Here is an 18,908-nt window from a genome sequence, read left to right as displayed (position 1 = left end):
GTCATCGCCGCGGCGTGCGTTGCAAGCCGCGTTGCAGGTAGTGGTCCTTTTGCTGGATCGCGAGTCCGTACCGGAAGCGGGTGCGGCGGCCGGTGCGGGCCGAGGTCGTGTCTCGCCGGGCCGTGGTCGTGATCCGGGCGAACGGTCCATGCGCGTCCCAACCGGCGCGGATCTTGATCTTGCGGCGGAGGGTGCCGGTGCGTTTCGGTGCCGCGGCGACCACGGCCTTGCGCACCCGCCGGGCCTCCCGGCGCATCTCGCGCAGCAGCTCGCGGCGGTAGTAGCGGGTGATCGACCTGGTGTCTCGCACGTCGAACCTGGACGCCACGGACGGCTCCTCGAGGAACGGCGCCGCCGGGCGCCGGGGCTACGGCATGCCGAGGTAAGACGCCTGCACGGCGATGTCGAACTCCACCTCGGCGTAGGTGCCGGCGGTCTGCGTCGGCCCGTAGATCCAGGCGAACGACGCGACGTCCGCGCGGGCGCCGGCGACGAGCACACCGCCGAGCGACGGATCGGCGCGGATCGCGGAGGCGTAGGCGCCGAACAGTTGCGCGCACCGGGCGCGCCGGTCAGCGACCGCCGCGGGCCCGCTGTCGCCGGTCGCGACGGACAAGATGCAGTGCACCGCGTACGTCTCCGCCGAGGTGCGGTTCCCGGCGTCCACGGACTCACCGTCGACGGACGCGTCGTCCTCGTCGCGGGAGAAGCCGACCGAGAGGAACTCGTCCTCGTCGGTCTCGGACTCGGGCGCGCCGTCGTAGACGTGCACGGCCGGCAGGACGGTCTGGCCGAGCTGGACCAGGGCGAGCAGCACGTCCGGGACGGTGGTGAACGCGGCAGGCATCAGGCCACCGCCGCAGGCAGCAGCCAGGGGGTGAGCGCGTCCCTGACGCGGTTCGGCATGCCGAACGCGGCGCCGGTGGTGGCGTCGAGCGTGTCGGTCCGGGCCCGGCCGCCGCGCTGCGCCTGGGTGGAGCGCCACAGGTGCGCGGTCAGCTCCATGATCGCCCACTGCAGGCCCGGCGGGACCGGGTCGCGGCCCGCCTCGTACGTGACCAGCAGCAGCGACCCGCCGAACCGCGCGCCGGCGTAGCCCTCGCGCGTGAGGGAGCCGTCGTCCGGGTCGAGGAAGTAGGCGGCCGGGTCGAGCGGCGTCGAGGTGCCGCCGGTGCGCTCGGCGACCGAGACGACCGTCAGCACCGGGGTGCGGTGCAGCCATACCTGGCAGGTGCCGCTGGTGTGGCGCTCGCCGACGATCTCGACCGGCGAGATCGGGCCGACCAGTTCCTCGACCATCGCCTGCGCGGTCGCGATGAACGTGGGCAGCTCGGCGTCGGCCGCGTCGCCGGTGATGTTGAGGTGCCGTTTGACGGCGTCGAGGGTTACGGCGGCCACCCGCACTCCTTCGTGGTCTCGATGCGGATGTGCGCGGCGGGGCCGGCGAACGGATGCGCCGGCCCGCCGCTGCTACTTGCTGGTCTTGCTCGGCGCGTCGCCGCCGACGAGGAGCGCGTCGACGGTGGCCTGCGCGGCGGCCTCGGCCGCGGTGGCGGCGGCCTGGTGCGCCTCCTGCAGCTTCGCGATGGCCGGGTCCTGCTCGACAGTCTCGGCGACCGGGTCGGTTGCGGCGCGCTCGCGCTGGTCGACGGCGGAGACCGCCTGCTGGGTGAACTGCTCGCGGGTCGCGGCGAGCGCGAACTCCCGATCGCCGATGATCTCCGGCCGGTGCTGGTCGGGGGTGCCGTCGGCGCGCAGCGACAGCATCGCGACGCGGTCACGGTCGCCGTGCGCCGGTACGGCGGTGTTTCCGGCAGCGGCTGGGGCTGTGGTCGTCTTCGCCGCGGTCGTGGACTTGCTCGGGGTCTCGGGCATCGTGCCGTCCTTTCTCAGACGGAGCCGGTCGGGCTGGCTCAGGCGGTGGCGGTGGTCTGGAAGACCCGGACGGCGTTGGCGTTCTGCATGGTGCCGTCGGCGCGCTCGAACGCCAGGAAACCGACCTGCAGGTAGTCGGCGTACCGCTCGGCGAGCCGCATGGTGGTCAGCTCGCGGACGATCCGGGCGACGTACGCCTCGCGGATGTCGCCGAACAGCAGCGACTTCGAGGACGCGGCGAGCGCGGCCATGTCGTTGTTGACGAGGAACGGGTAGCCCAGCAGCGAGTCGGGGACGCCGTTCTGGAGGCTGATCTCCCACATGTACCGGCCCTGGCCGTCCTTGAGCTTCCGGACCGCCTTGCGGACGGACTGGTTGCCCATGAACTTCAGGTTGTTCGACGCGCCGTAGGCCGGGTCGAGCGCCTCGACGAGGTCGATGAGGTTGTCGCCGGCGATGCCGCCCGTGGTGGCGAAGCTGCCGGTGCCGGTCACGCCCACGGTGGCGGAGGTGACGATGCCGTCCGGCTGAGAGGTGCCGGTGCCGGTCGTGAAGTGGGCGTTGAGGATCCGGCCGATGCGCTCGCCGAGCTTGCGGGCGAGCCACGTGTCGAAGTCGGGCCGGTCCTGAAGTAGCTGAAGGCTGACGCGAACGAGCTTGGACGTGTACATGTACGCGTCGAGGCTGGCGGTGCCGAGGGTGACGTCCTGCTCGGTCACCTGGGTGTTCTCGGCCAGCAGCGCGCCGACGTTGCCGGTGTCGTCGTTGGTCGGCCAGGGCAGGTTCGCGCCGGTCGCCGTTTCGATGATCTCGGCCTCGTTGAGCATCGGGCCGTACATCTTCATCGTCTCGATGAAGATGTCCCGGAACGCTGGCGGGACCGCGTAGCCGCCGGCCGAGCCGGTGCCGACTCCGGCGGCGTTCTTGGGGTTGGCGACGAACCGGGAGCGCATGAACTGCCGGTCCTCGCGCGGCATTTCGTCCAGGCCGTCGCGGAGGAAGGCGCGGAACACGTTGGTGTACCGCTCGACGTCGCCCTCGCCGTCCTCGGACTCGTCGCCGCCGGCGGGCACGACGCCTGTGCGGTCGACGCGGTTGAGGCTGCGGGCCTGCGCCTCGTGGCGCTCGCCGCGCTCGATCTGGGCGCCGATCTGGTCGAGTTCCTTCTCGGCGCGGTCGTACGCGGCGGCGTCCTCGCCGGACGGCGCGTTGCCGGTCCGGTCCATGATCTCGGTCATCTGGGACCAGATGTTCGCCCGCTGCTCGCGGAGGTCCTGAAGTGTCGGCATGCTCGTGTTCCTCTCCGTGGGCATGCGGAAGAGCCGCCGGCCCACGTCGGGCAGCGGCTGCTGAAGTGGTGGTGCTTACGCTGGGAGTGCGTCAGGCGGGGAGCCGGTGGCGACCGGCGGCGAGCTGGTGCCGGTGCTGGGCGTGCCGGCGCGCGTAGTCGCTCGCGTCGGCGGCCGGATCGGTTCGCGTGGGGGCCGCTGGGGCGGGCGCCGGGGCTGCGGCCCGGCCGGTGCGCTTGAACACCGAGAGGTCGAACGCGGCCGCCACGATTTCGTTGTCGGCGGTGTCGGTGCCTTCGATCTCGTCGGCGAGGCCTGCGGCGACCGCTTCCTCGGCGGAGTACCAGGTCTCGGCGAGCATCAGCGCGCGCCAGGCGGCCAGGTCGCCGCCGGCCTTCTCCGCGTACATCGAGGCGATGTTGTCGGAGAGCTTGTCGAGCCGGTCGCCCATGGCGTGCATGTCCGCGGCCGGGCCGATCTCGATGCCCCACGCGTCGTGGATCATCAGCTCAGTGTTGCGGCCCATGATCGTCCGGTCGGCGCCGACGGCGATGAAGCTCGCGGCGGACGCGGCGAGGCCGTCGACGATCGCGGTGACCGTGGCCGGGTGCCGGCGGAGCGCGTTGAGGATGGCGACGCCCTCGTAGACCTCGCCGCCCGGGGAGTTGATGTGCAGGTGGATCTCGTCGACGTCGCCGAGTTCGGCGAGCGCGGCGTTGACCTCCTTGGCGGAGACGCCCCAGAACCCGCCCCACGAGTCGATGACGTCGTCGAGGTGCATCTTGCCCACGGCGCCCTCGGTGGAGGTGACCACCTCGGCGCGGACCGGGCGCTTGACCGCGGCGGTGGGCTCGATGGAGCCGCGGAACCGGTACTGCTTAGGCATCGACGGGTGCCTCCTCGGCGATGGTGGGCGCGTCGTCCTGGCCGAGGACGCCCATGTTGAGCGGCCGGTAGCGCACGTCGCCACCCTCGACCGGCGGCTCGTCCTCCAGCCGGCGCACGTCGTTGGTGGAGAAGGCGCCGATGCCCCACATCTCGCGGTAGAACGCGGATCGCTGGGCGGAGTCGCCACGCAGCAGGCCCTCGACGGAGTAGCGCGCGTACACGGCATGGGGGTTGAGCAGTCGCGAGACACGCTGCTCGACGCGGGTCAGCCACGGGCGCAGCGTGTAAACCACGAACCCGATGGACTGCTGCTCGATCCCGGTGCCCCAGCTAGTCGACTTGTCGGTCTGCATCAGCATGTGCGGGGGCACGCCGAACATGCGCGCGATCTCGTCGATCTGGAACTTCCGGGACTCGATGAACTGCGCGTCCTCGGGTGGAATCGATAGCTGTTGGAACTTCGCGCCGGCGTCGAGGACGATCGCCTCGTGGCTGTTGGCCAGGCCGGACGCCTTGGCCTTCCACCGTGCCTTGAGCGCGTCGGCCTGCTTCGGCTCCAGGCGCTGCTCGGTCTGCAGGATGCCGGTGGCCAGCGAGCCGGAGCCGAACAGTCGGGCGCCGAACTCCTCGGCCGCGACCGCCAAGCCGATGCCCTGGCGGGCCAGCCGGATCGGCGAGACGCCGCACACGCCGTCATACCCGAACCCGGGGATGTGCAAGATCTGGCGCTCGGTCAGCTCTTCCTCGCCGCCGTCCACGCTGAACACCTTGGTCGCGGTCTCGGTCTCGCGGCCGACACGTACCCGTCCCGGGTGGATCGGCCACAGCTCGGTGATCTGGCCGAGCTGGTTACGCAGCACGCGCAGGTACGCGTTGCCCCACAGGGCGATGTGCGCGTAGACGATCTCCCACAGCTCGAACGACGTCAGGTCCGGGTGCGGGGTGTCGAGCAGGCGCGCGGCCTGCGAGCTGGCCGCGACGCGCATCCGGACGCCGTCGCCCTGCCGGTAGGCGTGCAGCGGGAGCGAGGCGGAGGTGCCCGCGATCAGGTTCACGGCCCGCCACACGGCCGGCATGCCCAGCGACGAGCGCTCGGTGACCGCCACCCCAGACGCGGTCGGGGCGCCGCCCAGCCACTCCACGAGCGTCTGCGACGTGAGCGGCAGCGCCGGGGACTCGATACTGGCCGCGCGGATCCCACGGAGGGCGTTGCGGAACAGCGGCATCGGGCACCTCCTCTCGCAGCGGTAGGTCGTGAGCTGGATCGGCTACGCGACCGACCGCAGTTCCGTCGGCTTGTCGGACTTCGTCGCCTGGTAGGCCGCACGGCCCGCGGCGAGGGCGGCACCGACGGCCGTGCCGAACCGGCCGCTCCCGGCCGGGCGGGTGTTCGCCCACAGCACGAGCAGCAGCCCGGCGCCGAGCAGCACCAAGGGCGGCCACACGAACCAGAGGAAGCCGAGCAGCAGGCCGTACCCGACCAGCTCGGCGGCGTCGTTCAGCACGGAGTGCTCCTCACCAGATGTTGAAGGGCTGGTCGTCGACCTGAGGTCTGGTCGCCCAGCCGAGCAGCGCGTTGGTGGCCGCGACGACCGGCGTGATGTCGACGTCGGGGGACCGCCGGTCCCACGCGTATCCGTCGCCGAGACGACGGTTCTTCGCGCCGGCGATCGCCGCCGTCAGCTCCGGCTGGCCGATGTGGTTGAGGACCCGGGAGGCCGGGTCGACGCCGGCGATGCCGTCGTAGAACATGCCGTAGGCGCGGGCCGCGGCGGCGGTGCCGATCCGGGTCACCTCGATCCCGGCTTCTTCGGCCGCGGGGATCAGCGATCCGGTCGGTCCGTACTCGTCCATGACGACGGACACGACGTCGTTGTTGCAGACCAGGTCGGCCAGCCGCGGCACGACCCAGCCGGTCCCGGCCCGGTTGTCGACCCGCAGCGGTGTCGAGGTCAGCTCGACGTGCAGCCGGCCGTCCGCGCGGGCGCCGCAGGCCGCGATCGAGGCGCGCTGACGGTCCACCGACACGGCGGCGGCGAGCGCGACCGGGCCCTCGATGACCGAGCCCGGGTCGAGCGCCGCGGTCCAGTTCGCCTCAGAGATGATCTGGAAGCCGCCCGCGAGTCCGGGTGGCCACATGCCGAGGATCTCCCGGGCGAAGCCCTTGTCGGTCAGGCTGTCCCGCATGACCTGGACGTTCTCCTCGCGGATGCGTCCGGACCGCAGCGACGGCAGCGCGGCGTACCAGGCCGCTCGGTCGTCGAGGTCGACGGTCTCCAGCTGGTCGAGGCTGCCCGGCAGGCCGTAGTCGAACCAGGCGAGCCGGTCGGCGGTGCCGGCCTCGGCGCGGTCGCGGATGCCCATCAGGACCTGACCGGACACCGCGTCCAATGGCGGCGAGCTGGTGTACCAGACCTGCGCGTTGTCGACCGCGAGCATCACCGGCATGGTGGCGTCCATCTGTTCTTCGGTGAGCGCGTACGCCTCGTCGAGGACTACCAAGTCGCCGGTGTAGCCGCGGCCGGAGTCCTTCGATCGCGCGATGCATTCCAGGATGGCGCCGTTAGCCATCTCCATGCCCTCTTTGCCGTTCGACCGGGTGATCTTCTTGATCCGCTTCCGCAGATCGTCGGACCCGTCGAACAGGCGCTCCAGGCGCCGGAAGTGCTTCATGGACGTCTTGAGCTGGTGCGCGGTGTGCACGATCAGCTCTTCGCCGAACAACACGAGACCGGCCAGCTCGCGCGCCTCCAGCACGGACCCCTTGCCCTGCTGCCGGGCGACGATCAGGCCGACCTGGAACGCGGCCCAACGGCCGTCCGCGCGCTCGCCGAGCGCGTTGCGAAGCACGAAGGCCTGCCACGGGTCGAGGAAGAGCCCGGCCTGGGCGGCGAGGTCGATCGCCTCTTCGCCGGCGGAGGTGCTAAACCGGGGCACGTGCAGCACCCGCGGGCGCTCGGCCGCGGCGAGGTCGATGACGGTCATTCGGACGCGGCCCTCTGCGCGGCAGCGCGCCGACGCTCCTCCCGGCGCTTCGCGATCTCGTCGGCCGGCGCGTTGCTGGCCGCGTCCGGGATCGAGTCGATCTCGACGAGGACGGCGCGCAGCTCGCGGGACAGCGCGGCGACGTCGCGGCCCTCGGCGCTCTCCAATTCGGTGTCGAGGCGGTCGCGCAGCCAAACCAGCCGCTTCCGGCGGTCACTCACAGTCATCACCGCCCTGTGTGATCGGGCCGAAACTCGGTCGGAGGGAGATTTGGAGACTGGCGGCGGACCTGCTGGCCACATCCCCCTGAACTTCTGACCCGCCCCCCGCAATGTGAATACGGAGCGTGAGATGTCACCAGTTCCGCGACCGAACCGGCTTGCTCACCGTGCGGTTGCCCTTCGCCTGGTTGCACTTCTCGCCGCACGTCGGACAGCCGTTGACACCATGTGCTGGCGCGAGATTGGTGTGGTCCGCGTCGTCCAGCTCCGGATTGAGGCTGCGAGGCCGCACATGATCAACCTGGTCTGCGTCGGCGTGACCGCACAGGTGGCAGATCGTGCTCTGCGCGAGCACGGCGTTGCGCGCGCGTCGGTAGCGTGATCCTCGCGGGCCGGGCTTGCCCACCGCGCCTCCCTCGTGATGTCGAGGCACAGGCCGGACGACGCCCCGGTATACCGCCGCCCGGCCTTCCACCGTGCCCACCGAGTTGTCGCCCTCGGAGGTCCTGTTCGTGGCGGAGGGCAGGAATCGAACCTGCGACCTCACGGGTTATGAGCCCGGCGCGCTACCTCTGCGCTACTCCGCACCGGCGGCCAGGCCCTGGGGGTGCCTGGCCGCTCCCATCCGTTCCGTCCCGCCCCCGGGCTCGCGTACCCGACCGGAACGGCAGCAGCCCGGGCGCTGAGCGCTCCGGGCTGCTGGTGGGCCTGTTTTCGGGCAGGGTCTGCCAACACCTGACGTGATCAAATCATGCTGCGCAGGACGGATGCCGTCAAGCGGCGCGGCGTCGTCCGCGTCCGCCCTGCCGCTTGGCACGCTCGATCTCGGCGGCGATCCGAAGCGGGTAGTGCACCGCCGGACGTCCGTTCGCGCCGGTCACGGTGGCGCTGCTGAGCCCGTCTCGCCGGCTCCAGTTTCGGATCATGGCGACGGTGACGTCGTCCCCCAAGCGGTTCGCAACCTCCGCAGCCGTTCCCCACTCCTCACCCTTCAGCAGAATCATGCACGCATCCCGTGACGAACATCACCCTTACTTGCATGCTCGGCCGCTGCGGCTTCCAGCGACGCATGGGCCGGGGTGCCAGCCGACGTGATCCTCCGCAGCCTTCGATCGCGTGACCTGGGAATGCGTAAGCAGTGGTGTCGAAGAATCGGATTCTCGCGTCGCATGGAAGCCGATACCCAATCGATTGACTTCGCTCTCTGTTATAAAGGAAGACCAGGTCAGGCCCCCGTTGGCGATAGTCTGGATGAGGATTTCAGGCGGTATCGTAAAGAGAGGCCCAGGGCGGAGACCCACTCTCCGACCCCGGGCTAAAACGTCCACCTGATTCACCTGACCAACCCCAAGGCATCAACTCAAGGAGATCGCAATGAACCATCAATCCCGAAAGGCAGGAGCGATGAACGTCATCGCAAGAGTAGCGCTGATCGACGCCCCTGTGCAGGCCAAGGCTCTAGTCCTGGCTGGCGCAATGACCGGGTGCATACTCGCCCTGGGCCTGTGGAACCCGCCGGTGCTGGGCCAGGCCATCCTTGCGGCCGGTGCGATCACCGCTGCCTGCGTCACCGGCTACTACGCGCTCGGCGCGGCGCTCGTTACGGCGGCGGCGCCGCAGCGGAAGACGCGGTTGAGGGCGAGGGCCCGGAGGTAAGGCCTGCGGCGGGGGCCCGCGTACACCGGCCCCCGCACCGGTCACGTAGGGCTCCCCGCTCTTTTGGCGGTAAGGATCGCCGACAGCCAGATATGCCCCACGCCCTCCACGCGCTCCGGCATCCCGCACCCGCAGCCAACCCCCGCGCACGCGCAGCCGGCCGCGCACACCACGGGCCGGTCGGCTGGCGCCGACATGCGGACCGCCAGCCGCCGGCTCCCGCACGCCGGGCAGGGCACGCCGACAAGCGGCTCGTGGTCGGTCCCGAAGTCAAGTGCGGAGCGCACCGCGGCGTCCGCCTCCGCCGCCCACTTCGCAACCTCCGCCGCGGCCGCCGCCGGGATACGCGGGATCTCATCGAGCAGCCGGGTCAGCACCGGATCGCCCGGCCGGTACCGGTCGTCGAGGATGCGGCCGGCGAGCCATGCCATCGTCTCGCGCGTGCTGTCGGCGAGCCGCTGGTAGCGGTCGTGGCCGCCGCGCCGCTCCGCGATGAGCAGCGCGTTGAGGATGCCGTTGGAGTGGTGGGTCTTGCCGCCGCCGATGGTGCCGTACACCTGGGCGCGGAGCGTGCCGGCGTCGTCCTGGACGAGTTCGCGGCGCTCGGCGTTGGCAGCGTGGGCGAGGTGGGGCCAGGCCGCGCGAAGTGACCAGACGGCGGCGGTGGCGTGCAGTCGGTGCGGGTGGGTCACGGGCGTGGTGCTCCTGTTCGGTGGGTCAGGCGGCGAGTTCGGTCGGCTGGTACTCCGGCCACGGCAGCGGGGCGCGGCTGAGGCGCCGGATCACGATCCGCGGGACGTCGCCGGTCGCCGGGTCGACGACGAGGCGCTCGTCGCGCGTGGCGTGCTGTTCGATGCGCCACTCGCCGGTGTTCTCGTCCAGCGCGATCGCCGCGTCGACGGGCGTGTGGCGCGGGTCGACGTGGTGCTGCTCCAGCCACGCGATCAGCGCGTCACGGGCGTCCGGCCAGAGGGCGTCGTACGGAATGCGTTCGGCGATCGCCTGAGCGCCTCGCTGAGCCGTCGCACAGCCCACGCGTGGCTCCGAACCCGGAGATCCACTCTTCGAGCCCTCAGCGGCGCTCTCAGCGCGCCCTGCGTCGCGATCAGCCACGTGCCACCGCCAGCAGCGGCACGGACGGCCGGTCGGCGGGTGCGAGCCCGGCCCGGGCACGGGCGCGCTCGACGGCGGCCCGGGCGGAGGCCTGAGCGGCGTGCTCGCGGCCGGTGAGTCGCCGGGTCATGCGCTGTTCCGGGCGACGAGGTGCGTCCGGCAGGCGTCGTCCGCGATGGCCAGAACGACCTGTCCGGCCGCGTAGCAGTCGAGGCAGAAGCCGAGCCCGGCGGTCGATGGCGCACGGCGCGGCTCGGGATCGGGTACAGCGACCGGGAAGATGCCGCGCTCGACCGATCCGGCGTTCTGCCGCTCGCCCGGGATGGCGCGCAGCGGCGGCCACGCCACCTCAGCGGAATCCGCCGGATCTTCATCTTCCTCGCGCGCGGGAGACGCGAGTTCTAGATCAAGATCAGCCACAGAGGTTTTCGGGGAGGTGTGTTCTTTCGGGGAGGTGTGTATGGAAGGTGGGGGCTCATCCTGGGTGAGCGCTGATTGCGTCCCAAATGAGCGCTGATCGAGGTTTTCAGCGCTCTCACTGGGTGAGCGCTGAGGGCTCTCGTGTGCCACCTCATCTGCGCTCGCCTTGACCGAGCGCTCATCGGCCTCATCTGCGCTCGCAGTGGGTGAGCGCTCATCGGTGGTTTCAGCGCTCTCCCTGACTGAGCGCTGAACGCGTTCGCGCCGGGCCTTTTGGCCGGAACGGTTCGCGTCCCGGATCGCGTCGCGAGCGGCGTCGTACTCGCTCGGCGTGAGCACCTCCATGTGCTCCAAGACGTCCGGGCCGAGGGTCAGCCGGTACTCATCGGAGCGGCCCGTGCGGGTGCCGGCGCGGACGAGCTGGATGAGGCCGACGTCGCGCAGCCAGGCAAGGTAGCGGCGCGCGGTGCTGTAGCCGATCTCCAGGTCGACGGCGAGCCGGGCGACGCCGCAGTGGATGTGGGTGCCGTCGCTGTCGGCGTAGGAACTGACGACCAGGGCCGCGGCCTTGCGCTCGCGGCCGATCCGCGCGCGGCGCACGAGGCTGTTCCACGCGCCGACTGAGACGCCGATGTCGGGCTGGCCGACCATGGCACCTCCATCTATGTGTGTCGATCATGGGGAAGTTGCGCAGCGGCCCGGCCCCGGGGAAGTGGGGCCGGGCCGGAGAAGGGTCAGGAACGGGCGGCCGCAGCGTTCAGCCCGTCCGCCATTGCGAGCGCCTGGGCGTATCGGGCCTCGGCGCCGATGGACGGGTCGTCCTCGTCGACGAGGTACGCCTCGATCTCGTAGGCCTGATCGCCGACGGTGTAGCTGCCGGGCAGCCGCAGGAGCGTGCCGGTCTTGCCTCCGCGGTCGTTCGGCAGCGCGGTACCGCGGGCGACCCGGATCTGCATCTCCTCCTCGGACTCCGCGCCGAGTTCGAGGAGCGCGGTGGCGAAGTCGGGGTAGACGAATCCGTCGGCGTCGGCCAGGATCGCCCGCCACGGGCCGGTGAGGTGTTCGGTGGTCATCGGGGCCTCCGGATGAGGGCGAGCAGCGGGTAGGCCAGCAGCGCGGCGGCGAGGATCAGCGCGTCCAGCAGCCGCCCCGAGCGCGAGAGGCAGGCGGCGCGTCATGCGGCGCCGTCCAGGAACGCGACCAGGTCGTCCCAGCGGCCAGCCGCGGCGCGCAGCAGCGCGCGCTCGCGGGCCTCGCGGTCGGCGATGGCGTCGTAGGCGTCCTCGTCGCGGATCGTGCCGATGTTGTCCCGGATGAGTTGGGCGAGCACGTCGGGCGGTAGCGCGTCGAGTTCCCAGGATTCATAGCCGTGTTCTCGCACGTAGGTACTGGCCCTGGAGTCGGTGAGCTTGGCCGGGTTCGGCGGCGGGTCGTACTGCTGGACCTGGTCGAAGTTCAGCGCGATGCGGCGGACCTCGATGGGCTGCACGTCGCCGATCCGGTCGCGCATGTGCGCGAGGATCTCGCTCGCCTTGACCGACTCGCCGTCGAACCAGGCGCGGTGCTCGTCGAGCCAGTCCTGGGTGACGAACGCCTCGATGCGTTCGCGGATGTCGCGGGTCATGTCGATGCCGCTGGGGTCGTGGTCGCCCAGGTGCAGCACTGTGATGGCCTGTCCGCCCTTGAGGTAGCGCAGGAATCGGCGGGCCGCGCCCCACTGCTCGCTCTGGGAGACGTAGCCGCGGCAGGAGAACCAGTCGACGTCGTGCTCGCCGGCGACGCGCTCCACGACGCCGGCGAGGGCCTCTTTCTCTACCCAAACCTCGACCCGGCGCGGCTGGTCGGCCCACTTGTCCAGCCGGTACGACCACGCGGCCGAGTCGATGACTGCACCCGGCTGTGTCCAGTGCGAGGTGCCGCGGAGGTTCCGGGTCCGGTCGACGATGTAGTCCCAGTCCAGGAGTCCAGCCATGCGCGCTCGGTTGATGATGTTGCCGAGCCGCTTGTAGCTCTTGTCCGTGTTCGAGATCCAGCCGCGGGCGACGAACTGGTAGTAGAGCTGCCGCAGGGTCAGGTCATAGCCGTCGGCGGCGTACTGTCGGCACACCGCGTCGGCGCGGCGGATGTCCAGGCGGGCATCAGTGCCGGGCTGCCAGTCCTCGTACTTGATCTTCATCGGCCGAGCACCTCCGCCCGGCCCTGCTCGCGGGCCCGCTCGATCATCTGGTCGGCGAAGGCCTTCGGCATCACGAAGAGTTCCTCGCGGCGGGTTGCGTCCAGCACCGCATCGGCCGCGTGCCCGGGGCAGATGCTGGCCGGGCCGCAGTCGGCGCATCCGTCCACGCGAGACGCGGCCAGCACGTCGACGAGCCAGCTCCGGACCGGTGCTGCGTCGGCCTGGTCAGGGTTGAGGGTGTGGAGATCAGTCATCGGTGCCCCCCTGGAGCGCGGCGGTGACGAGCGGGTGGTACTCGACGTCGACCGGGTCGCCGTCCTGCATCCGGCAGGCGTGCTGGTCGTCCTCGTGCTGCTCGGCGAGGTGCCCGCAGTCGCACAGCGGGAGGCCGTTGTCGGTGGTCTCGTTCTGGTGCTCGAAGTAGTCGCACTCGCACCTGATGTACGGGTGGTTGGCTAGGGGAATCGGCTGCCGCTTGGTGTCCTCCTCGATCCGGTCGCCGATGAGGAGCCGGTCGCCGAGGTCGTTGATGTCGCACTCGTACCGGCCGAGCGCGAGGGGCCAGCCGTCGGCGTCGACCATGGCCTCGGCCAGCGGGTTGAGCGGGCACTCGAAGAGGTTCGGCCGGCAGGCGACCGGGTGCTTGAGCGTCCAGGTGGTCTCGCGGAACTCGATGACGTGCACCGGGTCCTCGGACCACGCCGCGACGCCGAGCCGCAGGATCTCGCCGGCCTTCGCGGCGTCCAGGCGCAGATCCATGGCGAGACGCTGGATGAGTCGGTGTGCAGCCGCTTCGCTGATCGCGAAGCGCCGCATGAGCGTGTCCTTCGCGCGGCTGGTGGTGGGCTCAGGCGTCATCGCCTGCCTCCTGGGGGTCGTAGCGGGCATCCATGACGCGCTGGGCGTCCGGTGCCGGGGGCAGATCGCGCGGCTCGGGGTGCTGGGCGTCGCCGGGCCGGCCAGGCTTGCCGCACTTGCCGCACGTGCCGCGGCCGGCGTGATCGGCGCGCAGTTCCGGGTCCGCCGCGAACGGGTGCAGCGGCGCGGACGGCTTGGTCTTGACGGTCACGGCGACCGCCTCCGCCAGGTGCCGGCCTGGCCGCAGGTCGCGAAGTGCGACTTGCGCAGCCCGGAGACACCGGAGCGCTCGTCGACGGGCAGCAGCTCCGCGAGGGGCCGCTGTCCGGGCCGAGCGGTGAGCCGCACGTTGCCGTCCGGCACCGGCCCCGCGTCGACCGGCATGGGCTTGCCCTGCCGGGCGGTGACGGTCCAGATGATCTCGGCGGAGCACGTCCGGCAGTGCGCGATCGGCCAGGCCGCCTCCGGCTGTGGCGCCGCAGCGACGGCCGTTGCCCGCGCCTGGCGGACGGCCAGCGCGTCGGCGGCACCGGAGCGCACGCCGAGGGCGTCGAGCACCTCAGCCAGCGCCTCGGCGGTCTCGCCGCGCCGGACCGCGATCCGGTCGAGCACGGCGGCCGCGTCGCGCTTCTTCTCCGGCGTCGGCTCGTACACCGAGGGGCCGAGCTGTTCCAGCGCGCGCAGCGCGTCCCGGTCGGTGGCGGGCGCGATGGCACCGCAGCGGCGGCTGAGCCGGGTCGTGGCGACGTCGATCTTGCTCACAACGCACCTCCGGCGACCGTGACGGTCTCGATCTCGCGGTGGGCGAGCTGGTCGGCCCGGCGCGCGGCCGGGGACTGGCCGAGGTACTCCACGCGCCAGGTCGGGTGCGTGACCACGCTGGTCTTGCGGCCGTCCAGGCGGACGTAGAGCCGGGCGCCCTCGGAGCGGGTGATCCGTCCGGGCTGCCCGTCGACGAGCACTCGGGCGCCGCGCCGGGCCGGGACGGCGTACCGGCGGCGGATGTAGGCGAGGCTCACGCCGGCTCACCGCCCTCGGCGGCGAGCTGGTCGACGAGCGTCCACCAGTCCGCGGAGAGGTAGACGACGTCGCCGGTGCGCTCGTCGAGCAGCACGCGGTCGCGGCCGGGCCGCTGCATGTCCAGCTCGACCAGTTCGGCGGCCGGGGTGTCGGTGTTACTCATCGCCACCTGCCGGGGCGACCTCGGGCCAGTCGGTGGTGACCGGCGCGGGTCCGGCGGTGATCTCGGCGGCGGTGACGCGCGCCGGTGGGAACTCGTCGGCGACGGTGACCTCGCCGCGCTGGATGGACTTGTAGACGACGCCGAGTTGCGCGACGTCGTGTTCGGTCCACCGGTCGCGGGTCCGGCCGAGCTTCTGCTCCAGTTGGTCGGCGACGACGCCGATGCCCTCGAAGCCCTTGACCGCTTCGGCGATGCGCTGGGCGAGGGGCTTGCCGCCGCCGTGGGCGAGGGTCTGCGAGCACAGGTCCTTGGCCTGCTCGGTGAACCAGGGCGGCAGGATCGCGAAGATCGCCTCCCGGAGTCGGCGGGCGCCCATGTTCGCGTTGTTCTCGTAGATGTCGCGCAGGTCGGTCAGGCGCTCGGCGCCGCCCTTCTTGTCGCGCATGTGCGGGACGATGAAGACCTGGGCGCTGCGGGTGTTGGTTTGCAGGTCCCAGGCGAAGGCCTGCATCTCGCTCATGCCGGCCGCGTCGTCGCGGGAGAGCTCGGCGATGCCGTACTGGACGTTGCCCCAGCAGCGGGCCAGCTCGCGGGCGAGGTGGATCGTCGGCCCGGAGACCGTGGACCCGCCGCGGCCGTAGCGGTAGAACGCGCGCTCGGCGAGGGCCTGCTGCTTGCAGGACTCCGCCATCTGCGCGAGCGCGGCCTGCACGCTGCGGGGGCACTGCTGGGCGACGACGACCGCGGCCTGCACCTCCGCGGCGGCCCGGGACTGCTCGATCGCGGTGGCCTGGCTGACCCGCTGCTGCGCGGGCAGGTTGACCGTGACGTGCGACGTGGTCACGAAAGCTCCTCGGCGTATCGGGACTCCACCCACGGTGGGAGGGAGATCAACTCGACGTCGTCGCTGTAGCCCGGCCACCGGCCGGTCGCGACGCACTGGGCGTAGAGGTCGATGGCCTGGCGGTTGAGGTACGCGCCGATGCGCAGGGCCATTAGGTCCGGCTCGAAGACCGTGACCAGGTACGGGGGCGTCTTCTCCTGCGCGACGAAGACGAACGCGGGTGGCAGCTCACCGGCCAGACCGAGCGCGCGGACGCCGTCGAGGTACCAGGCGGCCTGCTGGTGGTAGCCGTAGTCGTAGACCACCTTGGCCAGGTCCGCCGGCGCCGCGGACCGCGTGGTCTTGTAGTCCGCCACGATCAGCCGGCCAGGGCCCGGGTCGGGCAGCCAGTCGACCAGCGCCCGAAGCCAGACGCCGGTCTGCCGGTCCTGCCAGATCAGCGCCTGCTCCGGCGTACCGCCGCCCGGCCGGAACAACACGGACGCAATCGGGTGCGCGCGCAGGGCCGCCGCCATCTCCTCGATGACGGCCGCCTCGCTTTCCAGCACCGGCACCTTGCCCGCGGCGCGCGCGTCCTTGGCGGCCTCCTGCGCCGCCTTGGTCCGCCAGTTGTCCGCGGGCACCGCCACGATGTCCGGGCCCGCGCCCAGCACCCGCTGATGCGCCGCGTGTCCGAAGTCCCACGTTCGCTTGGGCAACCGCCCGGCCCGGCGCTCGTGGTCGAACAGCGCCGGGCAGGACGGCGGCAGCAGGCGCCGCGCGCCGGACGAGGAGAGCGAGCCACCCGGCACCGGGTCGGCGTGATACTCCTCGGCCGTGAGCGGGAAGACGCCGAGCTGCGGCTGCACGAAAGCCTTCACGCCGGGCCCTCGCGGTACTCGAGTACCGGCTCCCCGACGACCGGCTGCGCCTGAGCGCCGACCCGCGGGAGCGTCGTCGTGTCCGCAGTGCTCAGCACCGGACCGCCGATCCGGACCCGCTCGTCCGTCGGCGTGCGCAGCGCATCCCGAGCGCGTTCCTCCGCCGGAAGGTCGCGGCCGAGGTCGGCCCACGCCTGCTCCGCAGGCACCGGTTCCAGCTCGGGCGCCGGGTCCGGGTCGGGCACGCGGTGCCGACCGGTCCGCTGCGCGTCCTCGGCCGCGGCCGCGCGGAGCGCCAACCTCGCCTGGATGACGAGGACGAGGGCACCGCCGCCGATCGCGGCCAGCGCGCCGAACGACACCATCGAGATCGCGATCAGCACGGCGGACGCTCCTCCCTCTGCGCGACCTCATCGCGCGGGAACTCCAGAACGGCGAGCAGCCGCGCCGCCTCGCGGTCAGCGACCGGCCGGGCCAGCTCCACCCGGGCGGCGTCCAGCGCCGCCCGCAGCACCCGGGCCCGGCGCCGCTCGAACAGCCAGGCGCCGCCAGCCATCACCAGCGCGGAGACGAGCAGCGCGGCGATGACGAGCGCGCCGACGACCAGCCCGAGCGCGCCGCCCGCGGTCACCGGAGCACCTCCGCCCCGGAGGGGCCGCGCCGGTCGATGACCGGCGCGGCCCACACCTCGGCCCAGACCTCCGCGCACTCGCACGCGTCCGGCAGCTCGCCGCAGCACGGCATCACGGGCACCTGGATCACGGCACGACCTGCTCGGACTCGACCGCGGTCACGATCGCGGCCGCGTACGCGGCGTCGCCGATGGCGGCCGCCTTCGTGCGCTCGATCCCGCACGCCGCGGCGATCGCGGTCAGCAGCGGCCGGACCTCGGCCGCGTCCAGCCCGATCACCGCGTCCCGAAGGTTGACCCGGCACGCGTCACCCAGCGCGCACGCGACGAGTAGCATCTGCCGATGCGCCGGCGACAGGCGGACGCCGCCGTCAATGATCTCCATGTAGAGCCGGGACCAGACCACAACGGAGATCCCGTCGGGCTCGTCCGTGCTGGCCGCGGTGATCTCCACGATGTGCTCGCGAACCCGCATCCCGGCGACCGCACCGGGGATGGCCAGCAGCAAGCCGATCGCGGCCCGCTCCTGGCGGTCACGCGCACCGCGGCGCAAGGCGTTGGCGAGGCTCATCGGGCACCGCCCGACAGCGCGCGGCCGGTCGCGCGGGAGACCTCGGTTCCGCCGAGGTTGGCGCGCTGCCCGGCGGCATAGCCGCCGTCGAAGCCGCGCGTGGTGATCCTGCGGCCGGGAATAGCCCGCAACCTCGGGTAGGTCGCGTCCACGGACTGCTTGACCAGCGCGTCCTTGTTGAGCAGCACCAGCTCCGCGCCGCTGCCCTCGGTGACTCCCGCGTCCTCCTTGGCCCGCAATCGAACGATCTTGAGGCGTTGCGCGATGGCCCGGGTGAAGCCTTCCAGCCAGTCGCCCTTCCACGACCGCACGCCCTCGTCGGTCGACCACTTCGCGTCCGCCCAGGCGGCGGCGACCTGCTGGCCGGCCTGGACCAACAGGCTGGTGAACAGCAGCTCGACCCGGTCGAGGTCGGCGGTGGTGCCGAAGAGGTGGACGCGCACGCCCCCGTTGGCCACCTTGCCGGTTATCGTCACGGCGCGCACGGCGTCCGCGGACCGGGCGACCGCGTGCAGCAGGCCGGCCTTGATCCGTGCGTAGGGGGCGGGGACCGTGATGATCCGGTCAGCCACCTCGAACCGCACGGGCTCGGACGCGGCGGCATGCGCGATCGCCTCCTCCAGGCCGTACCGGGCGATCAGCTCGGCCGCCTTCGCGGTGTACGCCTCAGCCTCCGCCGGGGTCGCGGCCCGGTCCTCGGCCTTCGTGAGCAGCGCCCGCACCTTCCCGAGCATCGAGTCGGCGCTCATCGGGCGTGCCCTCCGAGCGCGTAGCCGACCACGCCGTCCGGCAGCCGGCCGCCGACCGGCTCGCGGAGGTCGCGATCGACCGCGGACCGGTTCACCGCGTCCAGGCGGTCGGCCAGCGCGCGGAGCGCGGCCGCGAGGATGGTTCGGATTGGCCGGGTCATGCCGCGCCGCCGGTCGCCTCGGGCTCCGGGCGGCTCACCAGGACCGTGTACTGGACGCTGTGCGCAAGGTTGACGGTGACGTCCGCCCGGTACTTGCTGTCGCGGTGCAGGGGCACGCCGAGCGTCTCGGCGGCGGCGGTGACAATGCCGCGCTGAGCCGCCCACTCGGCGTCGTCCGCCGGGTCGCGGAAGTCGCCGCCCTGCGCGGTGATGATGTACGGCGTCGGAAGGGCCGGGTGGTCCTCCAGCATCTGCGCGAGCGCCCGCAGCCCGGCGATGACCGCCGGGCGCTGGTCGACGTCGGGGGCATCGAAGGGCACGGACGGGACGCGGTACCGGTCGGCCAGCGGCATGAGCGCCGTGGTGGGGACGGGCTGGGTCATGGGATACTCCCTTGGTCTGGGCGCCCCGATGCTCTGGACGGCTGT

Annotated in this window: 34 protein-coding genes and 1 tRNA gene; 1 reads left to right on the top strand and 34 read right to left on the bottom strand. The window is 71.9% G+C overall.

Annotated elements, in window-relative coordinates; all coding sequences use genetic code 11:
- Nucleotide 1 precedes the first annotated feature (1 nt).
- The 13 genes from J2S41_RS28480 to J2S41_RS28420 form a co-directional block, all read right to left on the bottom strand.
- Complete coding sequence (locus J2S41_RS28480) at nt 2–328, bottom strand: hypothetical protein (RefSeq protein ID WP_310372149.1); 327 nt, start codon at nt 326–328, stop codon at nt 2–4.
- Between the two features lie 39 nt (nt 329–367).
- Nucleotides 368–847 carry a hypothetical protein gene (locus tag J2S41_RS28475; RefSeq protein ID WP_310372147.1) on the bottom strand — a complete coding sequence of 160 codons (480 nt, stop codon included), beginning with the start codon at nt 845–847 and terminating at the stop codon, nt 368–370.
- Entirely contained in the window at nt 847–1,398 is a 552-nt protein-coding gene (locus tag J2S41_RS28470; protein ID WP_310372145.1) for a head-tail connector protein, read from the bottom strand. The genes J2S41_RS28475 and J2S41_RS28470 overlap by 1 nt, the downstream gene beginning before the upstream one ends.
- Before the next feature lie 72 nt (nt 1,399–1,470).
- Nucleotides 1,471–1,875, bottom strand: coding sequence for a hypothetical protein (locus tag J2S41_RS28465; RefSeq protein WP_310372143.1), 405 nt, complete (start codon nt 1,873–1,875; stop codon nt 1,471–1,473).
- A gap of 38 nt (nt 1,876–1,913) precedes the next feature.
- Nucleotides 1,914–3,164 (bottom strand): phage major capsid protein, encoded by a 1,251-nt coding sequence (locus J2S41_RS28460; protein WP_310372142.1) that lies wholly within the window; start codon nt 3,162–3,164, stop codon nt 1,914–1,916.
- Between the two features lie 91 nt (nt 3,165–3,255).
- Nucleotides 3,256–4,050 (bottom strand): head maturation protease, ClpP-related, encoded by a 795-nt coding sequence (locus J2S41_RS28455; protein WP_310372141.1) that lies wholly within the window; start codon nt 4,048–4,050, stop codon nt 3,256–3,258.
- Nucleotides 4,043–5,278 carry a phage portal protein gene (locus J2S41_RS28450; RefSeq protein ID WP_310372139.1) on the bottom strand — a complete coding sequence of 412 codons (1,236 nt, stop codon included), beginning with the start codon at nt 5,276–5,278 and terminating at the stop codon, nt 4,043–4,045. Before J2S41_RS28450 ends, J2S41_RS28455 begins: the two co-directional genes overlap by 8 nt.
- Nucleotides 5,279–5,320: 42 nt before the next feature.
- A complete protein-coding gene (locus J2S41_RS28445) occupies nt 5,321–5,557 on the bottom strand; it encodes a hypothetical protein (RefSeq protein WP_310372137.1) in 237 nt (78 codons plus the stop codon).
- 10 nt (nt 5,558–5,567) lie between these two features.
- Nucleotides 5,568–7,037 carry a terminase large subunit domain-containing protein gene (locus tag J2S41_RS28440; protein ID WP_310372136.1) on the bottom strand — a complete coding sequence of 490 codons (1,470 nt, stop codon included), beginning with the start codon at nt 7,035–7,037 and terminating at the stop codon, nt 5,568–5,570.
- Nucleotides 7,034–7,258 (bottom strand): hypothetical protein, encoded by a 225-nt coding sequence (locus tag J2S41_RS28435; RefSeq protein ID WP_310372134.1) that lies wholly within the window; start codon nt 7,256–7,258, stop codon nt 7,034–7,036. Before J2S41_RS28435 ends, J2S41_RS28440 begins: the two co-directional genes overlap by 4 nt.
- A gap of 133 nt (nt 7,259–7,391) precedes the next feature.
- Complete coding sequence (locus tag J2S41_RS28430; protein WP_310372132.1) at nt 7,392–7,664, bottom strand: HNH endonuclease; 273 nt, start codon at nt 7,662–7,664, stop codon at nt 7,392–7,394.
- A gap of 107 nt (nt 7,665–7,771) precedes the next feature.
- Nucleotides 7,772–7,845: transfer RNA gene (locus J2S41_RS28425), tRNA-Met, on the bottom strand.
- Between the two features lie 186 nt (nt 7,846–8,031).
- Nucleotides 8,032–8,262, bottom strand: a complete 231-nt coding sequence (locus tag J2S41_RS28420; RefSeq protein WP_310372130.1) for a hypothetical protein — start codon at nt 8,260–8,262, stop codon at nt 8,032–8,034.
- Between the two features lie 400 nt (nt 8,263–8,662).
- Here J2S41_RS28420 and J2S41_RS28415 point away from each other — a divergent pair, with 400 nt between their 5' ends.
- The gene (locus J2S41_RS28415) at nt 8,663–8,914 is read left to right on the top strand and encodes a hypothetical protein (RefSeq protein WP_310372129.1); all 252 of its coding nucleotides are present in this window, start codon (nt 8,663–8,665) and stop codon (nt 8,912–8,914) included.
- A gap of 41 nt (nt 8,915–8,955) precedes the next feature.
- Here J2S41_RS28415 and J2S41_RS28410 read toward each other — a convergent pair whose 3' ends face one another.
- From J2S41_RS28410 to J2S41_RS28310, 21 genes are all read right to left on the bottom strand, one after another.
- Entirely contained in the window at nt 8,956–9,606 is a 651-nt protein-coding gene (locus tag J2S41_RS28410) for a hypothetical protein (protein ID WP_310372127.1), read from the bottom strand.
- Between the two features lie 25 nt (nt 9,607–9,631).
- On the bottom strand, nt 9,632–9,949 hold the full coding sequence (locus J2S41_RS28405; RefSeq protein ID WP_310372125.1) for a hypothetical protein: 318 nt from the start codon (nt 9,947–9,949) through the stop codon (nt 9,632–9,634).
- Between the two features lie 70 nt (nt 9,950–10,019).
- Entirely contained in the window at nt 10,020–10,157 is a 138-nt protein-coding gene (locus tag J2S41_RS28400) for a hypothetical protein (RefSeq protein ID WP_310372124.1), read from the bottom strand.
- Nucleotides 10,154–11,098, bottom strand: coding sequence for a hypothetical protein (locus tag J2S41_RS28395; RefSeq protein ID WP_310372122.1), 945 nt, complete (start codon nt 11,096–11,098; stop codon nt 10,154–10,156). Before J2S41_RS28395 ends, J2S41_RS28400 begins: the two co-directional genes overlap by 4 nt.
- An 83-nt stretch (nt 11,099–11,181) precedes the next feature.
- Nucleotides 11,182–11,520, bottom strand: coding sequence for a hypothetical protein (locus J2S41_RS28390; protein ID WP_310372120.1), 339 nt, complete (start codon nt 11,518–11,520; stop codon nt 11,182–11,184).
- Between the two features lie 101 nt (nt 11,521–11,621).
- On the bottom strand, nt 11,622–12,623 hold the full coding sequence (locus J2S41_RS28385) for a hypothetical protein (protein ID WP_310372119.1): 1,002 nt from the start codon (nt 12,621–12,623) through the stop codon (nt 11,622–11,624).
- Nucleotides 12,620–12,877, bottom strand: a complete 258-nt coding sequence (locus J2S41_RS28380) for a hypothetical protein (protein WP_310372117.1) — start codon at nt 12,875–12,877, stop codon at nt 12,620–12,622. The genes J2S41_RS28385 and J2S41_RS28380 overlap by 4 nt, the downstream gene beginning before the upstream one ends.
- Entirely contained in the window at nt 12,870–13,481 is a 612-nt protein-coding gene (locus tag J2S41_RS28375; RefSeq protein ID WP_310372115.1) for an ANTAR domain-containing protein, read from the bottom strand. The genes J2S41_RS28380 and J2S41_RS28375 overlap by 8 nt, the downstream gene beginning before the upstream one ends.
- Nucleotides 13,471–13,692 (bottom strand): hypothetical protein, encoded by a 222-nt coding sequence (locus J2S41_RS28370; protein ID WP_310372114.1) that lies wholly within the window; start codon nt 13,690–13,692, stop codon nt 13,471–13,473. Before J2S41_RS28370 ends, J2S41_RS28375 begins: the two co-directional genes overlap by 11 nt.
- The gene (locus J2S41_RS28365; protein ID WP_310372113.1) at nt 13,689–14,243 is read right to left on the bottom strand and encodes a hypothetical protein; all 555 of its coding nucleotides are present in this window, start codon (nt 14,241–14,243) and stop codon (nt 13,689–13,691) included. The genes J2S41_RS28370 and J2S41_RS28365 overlap by 4 nt, the downstream gene beginning before the upstream one ends.
- A complete protein-coding gene (locus tag J2S41_RS28360; RefSeq protein ID WP_310372111.1) occupies nt 14,240–14,500 on the bottom strand; it encodes a hypothetical protein in 261 nt (86 codons plus the stop codon). Before J2S41_RS28360 ends, J2S41_RS28365 begins: the two co-directional genes overlap by 4 nt.
- Nucleotides 14,497–14,664, bottom strand: coding sequence for a hypothetical protein (locus J2S41_RS28355; RefSeq protein WP_310372109.1), 168 nt, complete (start codon nt 14,662–14,664; stop codon nt 14,497–14,499). Before J2S41_RS28355 ends, J2S41_RS28360 begins: the two co-directional genes overlap by 4 nt.
- Nucleotides 14,657–15,508 (bottom strand): hypothetical protein, encoded by an 852-nt coding sequence (locus J2S41_RS28350; RefSeq protein WP_310372107.1) that lies wholly within the window; start codon nt 15,506–15,508, stop codon nt 14,657–14,659. The genes J2S41_RS28355 and J2S41_RS28350 overlap by 8 nt, the downstream gene beginning before the upstream one ends.
- Nucleotides 15,505–16,368, bottom strand: coding sequence for a PD-(D/E)XK nuclease-like domain-containing protein (locus tag J2S41_RS28345; RefSeq protein ID WP_310372105.1), 864 nt, complete (start codon nt 16,366–16,368; stop codon nt 15,505–15,507). Before J2S41_RS28345 ends, J2S41_RS28350 begins: the two co-directional genes overlap by 4 nt.
- Nucleotides 16,365–16,751 carry a hypothetical protein gene (locus tag J2S41_RS28340; protein ID WP_310372102.1) on the bottom strand — a complete coding sequence of 129 codons (387 nt, stop codon included), beginning with the start codon at nt 16,749–16,751 and terminating at the stop codon, nt 16,365–16,367. The genes J2S41_RS28345 and J2S41_RS28340 overlap by 4 nt, the downstream gene beginning before the upstream one ends.
- The gene (locus J2S41_RS28335; protein ID WP_310372100.1) at nt 16,745–16,999 is read right to left on the bottom strand and encodes a hypothetical protein; all 255 of its coding nucleotides are present in this window, start codon (nt 16,997–16,999) and stop codon (nt 16,745–16,747) included. The genes J2S41_RS28340 and J2S41_RS28335 overlap by 7 nt, the downstream gene beginning before the upstream one ends.
- Nucleotides 16,996–17,130 carry a hypothetical protein gene (locus J2S41_RS28330; RefSeq protein ID WP_310372098.1) on the bottom strand — a complete coding sequence of 45 codons (135 nt, stop codon included), beginning with the start codon at nt 17,128–17,130 and terminating at the stop codon, nt 16,996–16,998. Before J2S41_RS28330 ends, J2S41_RS28335 begins: the two co-directional genes overlap by 4 nt.
- Nucleotides 17,127–17,570 (bottom strand): hypothetical protein, encoded by a 444-nt coding sequence (locus J2S41_RS28325; RefSeq protein WP_310372096.1) that lies wholly within the window; start codon nt 17,568–17,570, stop codon nt 17,127–17,129. Before J2S41_RS28325 ends, J2S41_RS28330 begins: the two co-directional genes overlap by 4 nt.
- Nucleotides 17,567–18,319, bottom strand: a complete 753-nt coding sequence (locus J2S41_RS28320; protein ID WP_310372095.1) for a DUF2786 domain-containing protein — start codon at nt 18,317–18,319, stop codon at nt 17,567–17,569. Before J2S41_RS28320 ends, J2S41_RS28325 begins: the two co-directional genes overlap by 4 nt.
- Entirely contained in the window at nt 18,316–18,480 is a 165-nt protein-coding gene (locus J2S41_RS28315) for a hypothetical protein (protein ID WP_310372094.1), read from the bottom strand. The genes J2S41_RS28320 and J2S41_RS28315 overlap by 4 nt, the downstream gene beginning before the upstream one ends.
- Nucleotides 18,477–18,863, bottom strand: a complete 387-nt coding sequence (locus J2S41_RS28310) for a hypothetical protein (RefSeq protein ID WP_310372092.1) — start codon at nt 18,861–18,863, stop codon at nt 18,477–18,479. Before J2S41_RS28310 ends, J2S41_RS28315 begins: the two co-directional genes overlap by 4 nt.
- Between the last annotated feature and the right edge of the window lie 45 nt (nt 18,864–18,908).

Origin of the sequence: Catenuloplanes atrovinosus (genome assembly GCF_031458235.1) — a bacterium.
Lineage (GTDB): Bacteria > Actinomycetota > Actinomycetes > Mycobacteriales > Micromonosporaceae > Catenuloplanes > Catenuloplanes atrovinosus.
The sequence above is the reverse complement of the archived record's forward strand: the minus strand, read 5'-3'. Positions and strand labels throughout refer to the sequence as shown.